General features: G+C 72.6%; 12 protein-coding genes. 10 read left to right on the forward strand and 2 right to left on the reverse strand.

The genetic code is table 11. The features are described from left to right. The first annotated feature begins 217 nt into the window (after positions 1-217). From AB0B02_RS12555 to AB0B02_RS12570, 4 genes are all read left to right on the forward strand, one after another. Positions 218-1,111, forward strand: coding sequence for a septum formation family protein (locus AB0B02_RS12555; RefSeq protein ID WP_281934415.1), 894 nt, complete (start codon positions 218-220; stop codon positions 1,109-1,111). 61 nt (positions 1,112-1,172) lie between these two features. Next, positions 1,173-2,864 (forward strand): L-aspartate oxidase, encoded by a 1,692-nt coding sequence (locus AB0B02_RS12560; RefSeq protein ID WP_357299828.1) that lies wholly within the window; start codon positions 1,173-1,175, stop codon positions 2,862-2,864. 40 nt (positions 2,865-2,904) lie between these two features. Next, entirely contained in the window at positions 2,905-3,801 is an 897-nt protein-coding gene (gene nadC / locus AB0B02_RS12565; protein ID WP_357299831.1) for a carboxylating nicotinate-nucleotide diphosphorylase, read from the forward strand. 17 nt (positions 3,802-3,818) lie between these two features. Then, a complete protein-coding gene (locus AB0B02_RS12570) occupies positions 3,819-4,577 on the forward strand; it encodes a type III pantothenate kinase (RefSeq protein ID WP_281934419.1) in 759 nt (252 codons plus the stop codon). A 47-nt stretch (positions 4,578-4,624) separates the two neighbouring features. On the opposite strand, the gene AB0B02_RS12575 is transcribed toward AB0B02_RS12570, so the two are convergent. Then, complete coding sequence (locus AB0B02_RS12575) at positions 4,625-5,365, reverse strand: class I SAM-dependent methyltransferase (protein ID WP_357299834.1); 741 nt, start codon at positions 5,363-5,365, stop codon at positions 4,625-4,627. Positions 5,366-5,459: 94 nt separating this feature from the next. Here AB0B02_RS12575 and lysS point away from each other — a divergent pair, with 94 nt between their 5' ends. The 3 genes from lysS to AB0B02_RS12590 all read left to right on the forward strand — a co-directional run bounded on the left by lysS (position 5,460) and on the right by AB0B02_RS12590 (position 10,459). After that, positions 5,460-6,968, forward strand: a complete 1,509-nt coding sequence (lysS, locus tag AB0B02_RS12580; RefSeq protein WP_281934423.1) for a lysine--tRNA ligase — start codon at positions 5,460-5,462, stop codon at positions 6,966-6,968. 115 nt (positions 6,969-7,083) lie between these two features. Then, the gene (locus AB0B02_RS12585) at positions 7,084-7,434 is read left to right on the forward strand and encodes an Lsr2 family protein (RefSeq protein WP_308447803.1); all 351 of its coding nucleotides are present in this window, start codon (positions 7,084-7,086) and stop codon (positions 7,432-7,434) included. 487 nt (positions 7,435-7,921) lie between these two features. Continuing rightward, positions 7,922-10,459 (forward strand): ATP-dependent Clp protease ATP-binding subunit, encoded by a 2,538-nt coding sequence (locus tag AB0B02_RS12590; protein ID WP_281934427.1) that lies wholly within the window; start codon positions 7,922-7,924, stop codon positions 10,457-10,459. Between the two features lie 93 nt (positions 10,460-10,552). On the opposite strand, the gene AB0B02_RS12595 is transcribed toward AB0B02_RS12590, so the two are convergent. Beyond that, positions 10,553-11,452, reverse strand: a complete 900-nt coding sequence (locus AB0B02_RS12595; RefSeq protein ID WP_357299838.1) for an A/G-specific adenine glycosylase — start codon at positions 11,450-11,452, stop codon at positions 10,553-10,555. Between the two features lie 97 nt (positions 11,453-11,549). Here AB0B02_RS12595 and AB0B02_RS12600 point away from each other — a divergent pair, with 97 nt between their 5' ends. From AB0B02_RS12600 to AB0B02_RS12610, 3 genes are all read left to right on the forward strand, one after another. Next, a complete protein-coding gene (locus AB0B02_RS12600; protein WP_107161743.1) occupies positions 11,550-12,062 on the forward strand; it encodes an ACT domain-containing protein in 513 nt (170 codons plus the stop codon). Next, the gene (locus tag AB0B02_RS12605) at positions 12,059-12,622 is read left to right on the forward strand and encodes a peptide deformylase (protein ID WP_357299842.1); all 564 of its coding nucleotides are present in this window, start codon (positions 12,059-12,061) and stop codon (positions 12,620-12,622) included. The genes AB0B02_RS12600 and AB0B02_RS12605 overlap by 4 nt, the downstream gene beginning before the upstream one ends. 105 nt (positions 12,623-12,727) lie before the next feature. After that, the gene (locus AB0B02_RS12610) at positions 12,728-13,498 is read left to right on the forward strand and encodes a hypothetical protein (RefSeq protein ID WP_357299845.1); all 771 of its coding nucleotides are present in this window, start codon (positions 12,728-12,730) and stop codon (positions 13,496-13,498) included. The last annotated feature ends 5 nt before the right edge of the window (positions 13,499-13,503 follow it).

The following is a 13,503-nucleotide window of genomic DNA, read 5'->3' on the forward strand; positions in this document are numbered from 1 at the left end:
CGCCCCTCCCGTCCCCGCCCCTCTCCGCGATCTTGCAGTTGGTGCCCCGCGTCTGCCCCCTTTGCATCATTTGTCGGGGCAACAACCGCAAGATCGGCGAGCGGGGCGGCCGAGCGGGGTGGTGGAGCGGGTCAGCGCGGTCTGTTACCGGAAGGTCATTTTCGGCTACCCTGGGCGGGCCGTCGGAATCGACGGTCGTCGGGCTGGGGGAGGCGCGATGGGCCGTGCGATGCGCAGCCTCGTCGCCGCGGTGATCGCGGGCGTGCTGCTGGTGGGGTGTGCCTCGTCCGGTGGGCTGGACGGGGACCTCGCCGACGACTGGCCGGCGCTGGGCCCCGCCGGGCCGTTCACGCCGGTGGCCGGCGTCTGCCAGGTCGCCGACTTCACCCCGACCGTGGGCCTGGCCGGGTACGCGCCGGTCGGCTGCGACGTGCCGCATCGGGTGGAGACGGTGCACGTCGGCGCGTTCACCGTCGACCGGGCCGCTCCGCCGGCGCTCACCTCGCCGGAACTGCGTACCGCGTTCGCCGAGTGCGACACCCGGGCCCGGGGCTACGTCGGCGACGACTGGCGTGCCGGTCGGCTCCGGCTGGCCGTGGCGATGCCCACCGGCACCGGGTGGACGGCCGGTTCCCGCTGGTTCCGGTGCGACCTGACCGAGCTGAACACGACCGAGGCGGCGGCCACCGTGGTGACCCGGACGGGCAGCCTGCGCGACGCGCTCAAGCAGCCCTCCCGGCTGCGCCTCGGCTGCCAGCGCGCCGGCCAGGACCGGCGGCGGGTGCAGACGCTCACCGCGGTCGACTGCGCGACCGCGCACGACGCCGAGTTCGTCGGCGTGTGGGCGGCGCCGGACCGGCCGTACCCGAAGAAGCCGGCGGACTGGGCCCCGCTCTACGCCGGCTGCTACGCCGCCATCGCGCGCTGGACCGGCGTGCCCGCCGACCCGGTGTTGCGGTACCGCAGCTACGCGGTGGTCCGGCCGCCCGGCCCCGGCCGCTGGGCGGTCGGCGACCGTGGGGTCCGCTGCTACCTGTGGCTCAGCGACCGCAAGGTGAGCGTCTCGTTGAAGGACGCCGGCCCGGCCGGGATGCCGGTCCGGACGAGGTAGCCGGAACCACTCGTCCCGCCCCCGACGCCCGGGACGAGGATGCTTCGGGTTGACTGTGCTCATGGACCTTCCCACGGTCGACCTGCCGGCACTGCCCCGGCTGCTCGCCGCGCCCGCACCCGGTTGGGTGGAGACCACCGACGTGATCGTGGTCGGCTCCGGGGTCGCCGGGCTGACCGCCGCGCTGCACCTGCGTGAGGCCGGCCTGCACGTCACGGTCGTCACCAAGGTCGACATCGACGAGGGCTCCACCCGCTGGGCGCAGGGCGGCATCGCCGCGGTGCTCGACCCGGCGGACAGCCCGGCCGCGCACGCCCACGACACCGAGGTGGCCGGCGTCGGCCTCTGCGACCCGGCGTCGGTACGGGCCCTGGTGGAGGAGGGCCCGACCCGGCTGCGCGAGCTGATGCGGATCGGGGCGGAGTTCGACCGCAACCCGGACGGCTCACTGATGCTCACCCGGGAGGGCGGTCACCGGGCCGACCGGATCGTGCACGCCGGCGGCGACGCCACCGGCGCGGAGGTGCAGCGGGCGCTGCACGCCGCGGTGCGCCGCGACCCGTGGATCCGGCTGGTGGAGCACGCCCTGGTGCTGGACCTGCTGCGCGCGCCGGGCGACGGCCCCGGCGGGCTCGGGCCGGCCTGCGGGGTCACGCTGCACGTGCTCGGCGAGGGCAGCGAGGACGGCGTCGGCGCGATCCTCGGCCGCGCGGTGGTGCTGGCCACCGGCGGGATGGGGCAGATCTTCGCCGCCACCACCAACCCGGCGGTCTCCACCGGCGACGGGGTGGCGCTGGCGCTGCGCGCCGGCGCGGCCGTCACCGACCTGGAGTTCGTCCAGTTCCACCCGACCGCGCTGATCGTGCCGGCGGGCGGACCGGGCGCCGGTCTCGCACAGCAGCCGCTGGTCTCCGAGGCGCTGCGCGGCGAGGGCGCCCACCTGGTCGACGGCGACGGCAAGCGGTTCATGGTCGGCCAGCACGAGCTGGCCGAGCTGGCCCCCCGTGACGTGGTGGCCAAGGGCATCCACCGGGTGCTGCTCGCCAGCGGAGCTGACCACGTGTTCCTGGACGCGCGGCACCTGGGCGGTGACTTCCTGGCCCGGCGGTTCCCCACCATCGTGGCGTCCTGCCTGGCCATCGGCGTGGACCCGGCGACCGACCTGATCCCGGTCGCGCCGGCCGCCCACTACGCCTCCGGCGGCGTCCGGACCGACCTGCACGGCCGTACCTCGATCCCCGGCCTGTACGCGTGCGGCGAGGTGGCCTGCACCGGTGTGCACGGCGCCAACCGGCTGGCCAGCAACTCGCTGCTGGAGGGGCTGGTCTTCTCCCGCCGGATCGCCGAGGACATCGCCGCCGGGCTGCCCGAGCAGGCCCGCCCGGCGGAGACCGGCGCCTGGGTGGGCGGGCCGGGCCGGCTGGTGCCGGCCGCGGGCACGCCGGAGCTGCAACGGGCGATGACCCGCGGCGCGGGTGTGCTCCGCTCCGCGGAGACGCTGGCCGCCACCGCCGCCACGCTGCGCGCGCTGGGCGAGGGGGCGGGCGTGCCGCGTACCGCGGACTGGGAGGCGACGAACCTGCTCACGGTGGCGTCGACGCTCGTCGCCGCCGGGTACGCCCGGCAGGAGACGCGGGGCTGCCACTGGCGGGAGGACTTCCCGGTCGCCGACGACCGGTGGCTGGGGCACCTGGTGGCCGAGGTGGGCCCGGACGGGCTGCTCGCCGAGCGTTGGGAGGATCCGGTCCGGTGAGCCCCGCAGTCGCGAACGTGGTGAACGAGGAGAAGAATTCATGATCGAGTCGACGGTGCGGGCGCTGCGCGAGGGTGGCCTGGATCCGGAGCGGGTCCGGCGGGTCGTCGTCGACGCGCTGACCGAGGACCTGGGCCCGGACTTCCTCGACGTGACGAGCGTCGCCACCGTCCCGGCCGAGCAGCAGGACACCGCCGACCTGGTGGCGCGCGCGGACGGCGTGGTCGCCGGGCTGCCGGTGGCCGCCGCCGTGTTCGAGCTGGTCGGCGACGTGACCGGCGCCGGGCGTACGGTCGAGGTGTCGCTGGTGGCCCACGACGGGCAGCGGGTGGCGCGCGGCGACGTGCTGGCGACCGTGACCGGGCCGACCCGGCTGCTGCTGACCGCCGAGCGGACGGCGCTCAACCTGCTCTCCCGGATGTCCGGGGTGGCGACCCACACCCGGGCCTGGGCGGACGCGCTGGCCGGCACGAAGGCGATGGTGCTGGACACCCGCAAGACCACGCCGGGGCTGCGCGCGTTGGAGAAGTACGCGGTCCGGGCCGGCGGCGGCACCAACAAGCGGATGGGCCTGCACGACGTCGCCATGATCAAGGACAACCACAAGGTGGCGGCCGGCGGGATCGCAGCCGCGTTCCGCCGGGTGCGGGAGACGTTCCCCGACGTTCCGGTGCAGGTGGAGGTGGACACGCCGGCCGAGGCGGTGGAGGCGGTCGAGGCCGGGGCCGGCTTCCTGCTGCTGGACAACATGACCCCGGCGCAGTTGCGCGAGGTGGTGGCCACGGTGGGCGACCGGGCGGAGCTGGAGGCGACCGGCGGGCTGACCCTGCCGGTGGCGGCCGAGTACGGGGCGACCGGCGTGGACTTCCTCTCCGTCGGCGCGTTGACCCACTCGTCGCCGATCCTCGACATCGCCCTCGACCTGCGCGCCAGGTGACCGTCTAGGCTGCCGCTGTGCTGCTCTGCATCGACATCGGAAACACCAACACCGTGCTGGCGACCTTCGAGGGCGACAAGCTGGTGCACTCGTGGCGGATCAAGACCGACGCCCGCTCCACTGCGGACGAGCTGGGTCTGATGTTCCGCGGGCTGCTGGCCGGTGACGCCGTGGAGATCACCGGAGTGGCCGCCTGCTCGACCGTGCCGGCCGCGTTGCGGTCGCTGCGCACCATGCTGGGCCGCTACTACGCCGACCTGCCCAGCGTGATCGTCGAGCCCGGGGTCCGCACCGGCGTGCAGCTCGCCATCGACAACCCGAAGGAGGTGGGCGCGGACCGGGTGGTCAACACGCTTGCCGCGTACACGCTCTACGGCGGGCCGTCGATCGTGGTCGACTTCGGCACCACCACCAACTTCGACGTGATCAGCGATCGGGGCGAGTTCCTCGGCGGGGCGTTCGCGCCCGGCATCGAGATCTCCTTCGACGCGCTGGCCGCCCGCGCCGCGCAGCTACGCAAGGTGGAGGCCACCCGGCCGCGCTCGGTGATCGGCAAGAACACGGTCGAGTGCCTCCAGTCCGGTCTCTACTTCGGCTTCGCCGGCCAGGTGGACCGGATCGTCGAGCGGATGTCCGAGGAGCTGGGCGAGGTGCGGGCGGTGATCGCCACCGGCGGCCTGGCCTCGCTGGTGGTGGGCGAGTGCCGCACCATCACCCACCACGAGCCGATGATCACGCTGATCGGCTTGCGAATGGTCTACGACCGCAACCTCTGAAAGGAAGGGCCCCTTCTTAACGCCTCCGGTAGAGGAGGGGCCCCCTCCTAACGCCGCCGCGCCCGGAGCACGATCGTGCGGTAGGGCAGCTCCACGGTGGCCCGGCCGGCCAGCTCGGGGTGGGTGGCGAGCAGCTCGGCCAGCCCGCCGTCGACCCGGGCCCGCTCGGCCGGGGTGGCGGTCAGCCAGTAGGAGCGGGTGTGCAGCATCGCCACCAGGTCGCCCGGCGTGAGCGTGGTGGCGTGGTCGAACTCGCCCACCTCGACCGGGGTGAAGGCGGGGCCGAAGTCGGCGTACCGGCCGGTCACGTCACCGGCGTTGTGGTCGAGATGGGCGATCCGGGTCAGCTCGGCCACCCAGCCGACCCGTTCGTCACGCACGTTCCACACCGGCGCGAACGTGCCGCCGGGGCGCAGCACCCGGGCCACCTCGGTGTGCGCGCGGTCCCGGTCGAACCAGTGGTAGGCCTGCCCGGCCAGCACGGCGTCCGCGTCGCCGTCCGGCAGCGGCACCGACTCCGCGCTGCCGGCGAGCGCCGTCGTGCCCGGCGTGGCGGCGGCCAGTTGCGTCCGCATCCCCGGATCGGGTTCCACGGGTACGACGTGATGCCCGAGCGCGGTCACGCCACGGGTGAGGATGCCGGTGCCGGCACCGAGGTCGACCACCCGGGCCGGGGCCGGTGACCCGTCCAACGCCCAGCGCAGCGCCGCCTCGGGATAGCGGGGCCGGAACCGGTCGTACTCGGCTGCGGCGGCGCCGAACGAGAGCGCCGCAGTGGGGTCGGTCATGGCCGGCAGGTTATCCCGTAACGGCCGGAACGGCGCTTGAGTACGCTCATGGGCTGACCCCGCCGATGTTCCCCAAGGCCTGAGGAAGCGTGCCGTGACCGAGCAGAACGCCCTGCCAACAGATCCCGCCGACGACCTTCCCGAGCAGATGAAGGTCCGCCGGGAGAAGCGGGACCGGATGCTCGCCGAGGGCGTCGAGCCGTACCCGGTCGGCTTCCCCCGGACCACCACGCTGGCGCTGCTCCGGGAGCGCTACGCCGACCTGCCCACCGACACCGCCACCGGGGACCGGGCCTCGGTCACCGGCCGGGTGATCTTCATTCGGAACACTGGCAAGCTGTGCTTCGCCACGCTGCGTGACGGCGACGGCACGGAGCTCCAGGCGATGCTCTCGCTGGACCGGGTCGGCCCGGAGCGGTTGGCGGACTGGAAGCGCCTGGTGGACCTCGGTGACCACGTCGGCGTGACCGGCGAGGTGATCACCAGCCGGCGCGGCGAGCTGTCGGTGCTGGCCGACGAGTGGGTGGTCACCGCCAAGGCGCTGCGCCCGCTGCCGGTGGCGCACAAGCCGCTGAGTGAGGAGTCCCGGGTCCGCCAGCGCTACGTCGACCTGGTGGTCCGTCCGCAGGCCCGGCAGATGGTGCGGACCCGGGCCGCCGCGGTCCGCAGCCTGCGGGACACCCTGCACGGGCAGGAGTTCATCGAGGTCGAGACGCCGATGCTGCAACTGCTGCACGGTGGCGCGACCGCCCGGCCATTCGTGACCCACAGCAATGCGCTCGACACCGATCTGTATCTGCGAATCGCACCGGAACTGTTTCTCAAGCGGGCGGTCGTGGGTGGCGTCGACCGCGTCTTCGAGATCAACCGCAACTTCCGTAATGAGGGCATCGACTCCTCGCACTCGCCCGAGTTCGCGATGCTGGAGGCGTACCAGGCCTACGGCGACTACGACACCATGGCCGCGTTGACCCGGAATCTGGTGCAGCAGGCCGCCGTCGCGGTCGCCGGCTCGACCGTGGTGACCCACGCCGACGGCAGCGAGTTCGACCTGGGCGGCGAGTGGCGGTCGGTGACGCTGTTCGGTGTTCTTTCCGAAGCGCTCGGTGAGGAAGTCACCGTCCGCACCGAAAGGTCACGCCTGGTCGAGTACGCGGACAAGATCGGCCTCTCGGTCGACCCGAAGTGGGGTCCCGGCAAGCTGGCCGAGGAGTTGTTCGAGGAACTGGTGGTGCCGTCCCTGCGGGCGCCCACGTTCGTCCGCGACTACCCGGAGGAGACCAGCCCGCTGACCCGGGCGCACCGGAGCGAGCCCGGCCTGGCCGAGAAGTGGGACCTCTACGTGCTCGGCTTCGAGCTGGGCACCGCGTACTCCGAGCTGGTGGACCCGGTCGTGCAGCGGGAGCGGCTGGTGGCCCAGGCGCAGCTCGCGGCGCGTGGCGACGACGAGGCCATGCGACTCGATGAGGACTTTCTCCGGGCGATGGAGTACGGAATGCCGCCGGCCGGCGGCATGGGAATGGGAATCGACCGGCTCCTGATGGCGCTGACCGGCCTGGGAATTCGGGAAACCATCCTGTTCCCCTTGGTCCGGCCCGAGTAGGGCCGCAAAGCTTCTCCGGCTTGTTACGCCATCCTATTGACGGAGCAAGCATCGGGCAGGTTATCGTGCTCTGAGTAATGCAGGAGCGCAACCCTGCTCGAAAGGAATGTGGGACGTGGCCAAGCAGATCATTCACAAGCTGGTCGATGACCTGGACGGCGGGGACGCTGACGAGACTGTCAAGTTCGCGCTGGACGGCGTGCAGTACGAGATCGACCTCTCGGCTTCCAACGCTGAAAAATTGCGCGATGCATTCGCGCAGTACATCGCGCACGGAACGAAGGTCGGTCGCGGGGGAGTGGTCGTGGGTGGCCGGGCCGCACGCGGCCGGGGCGGCGCGACCGCGGACCGCGAGCAGAACAAGGCAATCCGGGAGTGGGCCAAGAACAACGGCAAGGACATCTCCGACCGGGGCCGGATCCCGCAGGAGATCGTGGACGAGTTCCACGCCAAGGCGGGGCGCTGACACCGACCGCACGCGACGGCGACCGACGCCGGCCGGGAGGACGACTCCGGGCCGGCGTCGGCGTTTCGCCCTCTTCGTCGCCGATGTCTCTTTCCCGGTCAGGGGCCCGGTGGCGGTCGGGACGGGCCGCCGACCCGGGAAGAATCCGGCGTCCGGAGGAGTTGTCCACAGGCGGTGGAGATTCCGTCCACAGGCTGTGGACGACCGTGGCGGGCGCCTCGATGCCGCCCGAGCCCCCTCGACCGGGCCTTCCGCCGACGGTCGAATTTCGCTCTGCGCGTACAGGCGGGGGTCCCGGAACACCTCCTGAGCGTGGACGGTTGGCAGAAACGACGTCGGAACGGTCATCGGCGGGGTCACACGACCTCAGCGGAGACGGTCCGCGGCGATAGAGTAAGGAGGCACGGACGCCCGTCCCGGACGTCCGCGCACCGGCCCCGCCGAGATCTGACCATCAAGGCGCACGGCATGTGAGGAGCACGAGGGCATGTTCGAGCGGTTCACCGACCGAGCGCGACGGGTTGTCGTCCTGGCCCAAGAAGAGGCCCGGATGCTCAACCACAACTACATCGGTACGGAGCACATCCTGCTGGGCCTGATCCACGAGGGTGAGGGTGTCGCGGCAAAGGCCCTGGAGAGCCTCGGCATCTCCCTCGAGGGCGTCCGCCAGCAGGTCGAGGAGATCATCGGCCAGGGCCAGCAGGCGCCGAGCGGGCACATCCCGTTCACGCCGCGGGCCAAGAAGGTGCTGGAGCTGTCGCTGCGCGAGGCGCTGCAGCTCGGCCACAACTACATCGGCACCGAGCACATCCTGCTCGGCCTGATCCGCGAGGGCGAGGGCGTGGCCGCCCAGGTGCTGGTCAAGCTCGGCGCCGACCTCAACCGGGTCCGCCAGCAGGTGATCCAGCTGCTCTCCGGCTACCAGGGCAAGGAGCCGGCCGCGGCGGGCGCCGCGCCGGGCGAGGCCGCGCCGTCGACCAGCCTCGTGCTGGACCAGTTCGGCCGCAACCTGACCCAGGCCGCCCGCGAGGGCAAGCTCGACCCGGTCATCGGGCGCGAGAAGGAGATCGAGCGGGTCATGCAGGTGCTGTCCCGCCGCACCAAGAACAACCCGGTGCTGATCGGCGAGCCCGGCGTCGGCAAGACCGCCGTGGTGGAGGGCCTGTCCCAGAAGATCATCAAGGGCGAGGTGCCCGAGACGCTGAAGGACAAGCAGCTCTACACGCTCGACCTCGGTGCCCTGGTGGCCGGTTCGCGTTACCGCGGTGACTTCGAGGAGCGCCTCAAGAAGGTGCTCAAGGAGATCCGCACCCGCGGCGACATCATCCTGTTCATCGACGAGATCCACACCCTGGTCGGCGCCGGCGCCGCCGAGGGCGCGATCGACGCCGCCAGCATCCTCAAGCCGATGCTGGCCCGCGGCGAGCTGCAGACCATCGGCGCCACCACGCTCGACGAGTACCGCAAGCACCTGGAGAAGGACGCCGCGCTCGAGCGCCGTTTCCAGCCGATCCAGGTGGGTGAGCCGTCGCTGGCCCACACCATCGAGATCCTCAAGGGCCTGCGGGACCGCTACGAGGCGCACCACCGGGTGAGCATCACCGACGCCGCGCTCGTGGCTGCCGCGACGCTGGCCGACAGGTACATTTCCGACCGCTTCCTGCCGGACAAGGCGATCGACCTGATCGACGAGGCCGGCGCCCGGATGCGCATCCGCCGGATGACCGCGCCGCCGGACCTGCGTGACTTCGACGAGCGCATCGCCCAGGTGCGCCGCGACAAGGAGTCCGCGATCGACGCGCAGGACTTCGAGCGGGCCGCTCAGCTCCGCGACAAGGAGAAGCAGCTCCTCGGCCAGAAGGCCCAGCGGGAGAAGGAGTGGAAGGCCGGTGACCTGGACGTCGTCAGCGAGGTCGACGACGAGCAGATCGCCGAGGTGCTCGGCAACTGGACCGGCATCCCGGTCTACAAGCTGACCGAGGAGGAGACCTCGCGTCTGCTGCGCATGGAGGACGAGCTGCACAAGCGCGTCATCGGCCAGGAGGACGCGGTCAAGGCGGTCTCGAAGGCGATCCGGCGGACCCGGGCCGGCCTGAAGGACCCGAAGCGCCCGTCCGGCTCGTTCATCTTCGCCGGCCCGTCCGGTGTCGGTAAGACCGAGCTGTCCAAGGCGCTCGCCGAGTTCCTCTTCGGCAGCGAGGACGCCCTCATCCAGCTGGACATGTCCGAGTTCCACGACCGCTACACGGTCTCCCGGCTGGTGGGTGCCCCTCCCGGCTACGTCGGCTACGACGAGGGCGGCCAGCTCACCGAGAAGGTGCGCCGCCGGCCGTTCTCCGTGGTCCTCTTCGACGAGATCGAGAAGGCCCACCCGGACGTGTTCAACACGCTCCTCCAGATCCTGGAGGACGGGCGTCTCACCGACGGCCAGGGCCGGATCGTGGACTTCAAGAACACGGTCATCATCCTGACCACCAACCTCGGCACGCGGGACGTCGCCAAGGCGGTCTCCCTGGGCTTCCAGGCCTCGGAGGACTCCGAGTCGAACTACGACCGGATGAAGCAGAAGGTCAACGACGAGCTCAAGCAGCACTTCCGGCCCGAGTTCCTGAACCGGATCGACGACACCATCGTCTTCCACCAGCTGCGCGAGATCGAGATCCTCTCGATCGTGGACATCATGATCCAGCGGATCGAGGGCCAGCTGCGCAACAAGGACATGGGTCTGGAGCTGACCGACAACGCCAAGAAGTACCTGGCGAAGAAGGGCTTCGACCCGGTGCTGGGCGCACGGCCGCTGCGTCGCACGATCCAGCGTGACATCGAGGACAACCTGTCCGAGCGGATCCTCTTCAACGAGCTGACCCCGGGTCAGATCGTGGTGGTGGACTGCGAGGGCGACCCGGAGAACATCGACAAGTCCAAGCTCGTCTTCCGGGGTGCGGACCGGCCGGACGCCGTGCCGGACGCGGTCCCGGCGGATCTCGGCGCCGCCTCCACCGGCGCGGACGACGCCGCCGCGTAAGGCGGGCAACTGTTCCAGGGCGACGGCCCCGGTCGGCGAGAGCCACCGGGGCCGTCGCCTTTCTCCGCCCGGGGACGGGTGGTGCGCGGTGCGTCAGGGCAGCGGGATCGGGGGGCCGTCGCCGGCCAGTCGGAAGGACGCCGGGCCCACCGGCTCCACCAGTCCGTCGGTGACCAGCCCGGCCAGCGCCCGGGCCCGCTGCACGTCGTCGTGCCAGACCTGGTCCAGCCGCTGGTGCGGCACCGGCCCGGTGGTCTCCCGGAGCACCGCCAGGAGCAGGCCGCGTACCTGCCGGTCGGTGCCGGCGTAGCGCTGCGGACGGCGGGTCGGCCCGTCCGGGGCGGCCTGCCCGGAGGCCCGCCAGGCGCAGCTCGACTCAACCGGACACACCGCGCAACGGGGCGACCGGGCGGTGCAGACGACCGCCCCGAGTTCCATGAAGGCGGCGCTGGCCAGGGCCGCCGCGGCCGGCTCGATCGGCAGCAGCTCCTCGGTGGCGACCAGGTCGGCGGGTCGGGTGGTCGGGCCGGCGTCCGGCTCACCGGCGACCGCCCGGCACACCACCCGCCGGACGTTGGTGTCGACCACCGGGTGCCGCTGCCCGTACGCGAACGCGGCCACCGCCCGGGCCGTGTACGTGCCGACGCCGGGCAGCGCCAGCAACTGGTCCAGCCGGTCGGGCACCACGCCGCCGTGCCGCTCCACGACGGCCACCGCGCACTCGCGCAGGCGTACCGCCCGGCGGGGGTAACCGAGCCGGCCCCACATCCGGATCGCCTCGGCCGGGGTGTCCTCGGCCAGCGCGCGCGGCTCCGGCCAGCGGGCCAGCCACGCCTCCCACGCGGGCACCACCCTGACCACCGGCGTCTGCTGGAGCATGACCTCGCTGACCAGGATCGCCCAGGCGCCGATGCCGGGCTTGCGCCAGGGCAGGTCGCGGGCGTTGCGCTCGTACCACCGGCTGACCTGGGTGGCGAAGGTGGGCTCAGTCATGGCGGTGCCGATGATGTCACGGGTGGGGATCCCGCTGGTTGGGCGGGCCGGGTGGGCCGGCGCGGGGGGCACTTCGGCAGCGCGGCAGAATGTCCGAATGAACGAGCTCGCGATCACCGTCATCGGCCGGGACCGGCCGGGCATCGTCGCCGACGTCGCGGAGGCCCTCGCCCGGCTCGGCGCGAACCTCACCGACTCGACGATGACCCGGTTGCGCGGCCACTTCGCGATGACGCTGATCTGCGTGGGCCCGGCCGCCGCCGACGTCGAGGCCGCGCTGGCCCCGCTCGCCGCCGACGGGTACCTGCTGGCCACCGTACGCGCGGTCGCCCCGGACAGCGCCAGCGTGCCGGTCGGTGAGCCGTACGTGCTGGCGGTGCACGGCGCGGACCGGATGGGCATCGTCGCGGCGATGACCCGGGTGCTGGCCGACGCGGGCGGCAACGTGACCGACCTGAGCACCCGGCTGACCGGCTCGCTCTACGTGGTGGTCGCCGAGGTGGAGTTGCCGCCGGGCAGCTCGGACGAGGTGGCCGGCCGGCTCACCCGGGCGGCGGCCGAGCTGGGTGTCGGCGTCAGCCTCCGCCCGGCGGACTCGGACCTGCTGTGACCGGCGACGGGTACGCCGGCCTGGGTGGCTGGACACCGGAGAAGCTGGGCGTTCCGGGCGAGGTCCGTCCCGTGGTCGCCGCCCCGGAGCCGGTGCTGAGCCGGCCCGGTCCGGAGGTCGACCCCACCTCGGACGAGGTGGTGCGGCTGGCCGCCGACCTGGTGGCCACCATGCGCGTGTCGCCGGGCTGTGTGGGCCTGGCGGCGCCGCAGATCGGGGTGAACGCCCAGGTGTTCGCGGTGGACGTGACGGGGCATCCGAAGGCGGTCACCGTGCACGGCACGTTCGTGCTGTGCAACGCCCGGGTGGTGGAGGCGAGCCGGTGGAAGGCCGGCCGCGAGGGCTGCATGTCGGTGCCCGACCTGACCGGCGACGTGAAGCGGGCCAGTCGGCTGGTGGTGGAGGGGGCGCTGCCGGGGAGCGGGGAGCCGGTACGGCTGGTGACCGACGGTTTCGAGGCGCGTGCGCTCCAGCACGAGATCGACCACTGCGCCGGGTTGCTCTTCCTCGACCGGGTGGCCGGGGCGCACGCCGTCTACCAGCGGCAGGTCTATCTCTGACCGACCCCGTGGCGTTCCACAGTGGACGCCCGGATCGGGGTGACGCGCGGTCACCGGCGCGTCGGACCGGCACACCGAGCGTCGCGCGGCTACGGTAGGCGCATCATGCGTCTGACGGTCGGCCCCCTGCCCCCCACCGTGTACTGGCGGCGTCGTGCCGTCGTGCTCGGCGCGGGCCTGCTCTTCCTGATTGTCCTGCTCTACTCCTGCACCGGCACGGACCGTAACGCCGGCGGGCCGGGCGGGGGTGACCCGTCGCCGGGCGGCTCCGCCGGGGCGGCCCCGGGCCCGTCCGGCTCGGTGCTGACCCCGCAGACGGCCAGTCCGTCGCCGGCGCCCGACGTCTCCGGTGGTGACGCCGGCGCCGACGGTGGCGGCACGAGCAGCAGCGGGGGCACGAACACCGGGGGCGGTACGAACACCGGCGGCGGCTCGGGCCCGGGCGACGGCGGCGCGTCCGGCGAGCCGGTCTCCGCCGATGGCGCCTGCACCGACGCCGAGCTTCAGGTGACGCCGGTCGCGGTGCCGGCCGCCGCCCAGCGGGGCACGGTGGTCACGCTGCGCCTCAAGGTCAAGAACGTCTCGAACCGCACGTGCAGCCGGGACGTCGGCGCCGACCTCCAGGAGCTCTACGTCAAGGCGGGCGCGGAGAAGATCTGGTCGTCGGACACCTGCGGCACCGGCAAGGGCTCGGACGTGCAGTCGTTCACGCCGGACTTCGAGCGCGCCTACGAGTTGGGCTGGAACGGGCGGGACACCACCCGCTGCGCCGACGGGCTGGCCGCCGGCCCGTACGCCCCGATCGGCACGTACCAGGTCTTCGCCCGGGTCGGCACCAAGATCAGCGAGCCGGTGAAGCTGACCGTCACCGGCTGAGCCGG

The organism is Micromonospora sp. NPDC049240, assembly GCF_040647835.1.
In the GTDB taxonomy this organism is placed as follows: domain Bacteria; phylum Actinomycetota; class Actinomycetes; order Mycobacteriales; family Micromonosporaceae; genus Micromonospora.

Coding starts and splice junctions, on each gene's coding strand:
- AB0B02_RS12555 (WP_281934415.1), top strand. CDS start 218: ATGGGCCGTGCGATGCGCAGCCTCGTCGCCGCGGTGATCGCGGGCGTG.
- AB0B02_RS12560 (WP_357299828.1), top strand. CDS start 1,173: ATGGACCTTCCCACGGTCGACCTGCCGGCACTGCCCCGGCTGCTCGCC.
- nadC (WP_357299831.1), top strand. CDS start 2,905: ATGATCGAGTCGACGGTGCGGGCGCTGCGCGAGGGTGGCCTGGATCCG.
- AB0B02_RS12575 (WP_357299834.1), bottom strand. CDS start 5,365: ATGACCGACCCCACTGCGGCGCTCTCGTTCGGCGCCGCCGCAGCCGAG.
- AB0B02_RS12590 (WP_281934427.1), top strand. CDS start 7,922: ATGTTCGAGCGGTTCACCGACCGAGCGCGACGGGTTGTCGTCCTGGCC.
- AB0B02_RS12595 (WP_357299838.1), bottom strand. CDS start 11,452: ATGACTGAGCCCACCTTCGCCACCCAGGTCAGCCGGTGGTACGAGCGC.
- AB0B02_RS12600 (WP_107161743.1), top strand. CDS start 11,550: ATGAACGAGCTCGCGATCACCGTCATCGGCCGGGACCGGCCGGGCATC.
- AB0B02_RS12610 (WP_357299845.1), top strand. CDS start 12,728: ATGCGTCTGACGGTCGGCCCCCTGCCCCCCACCGTGTACTGGCGGCGT.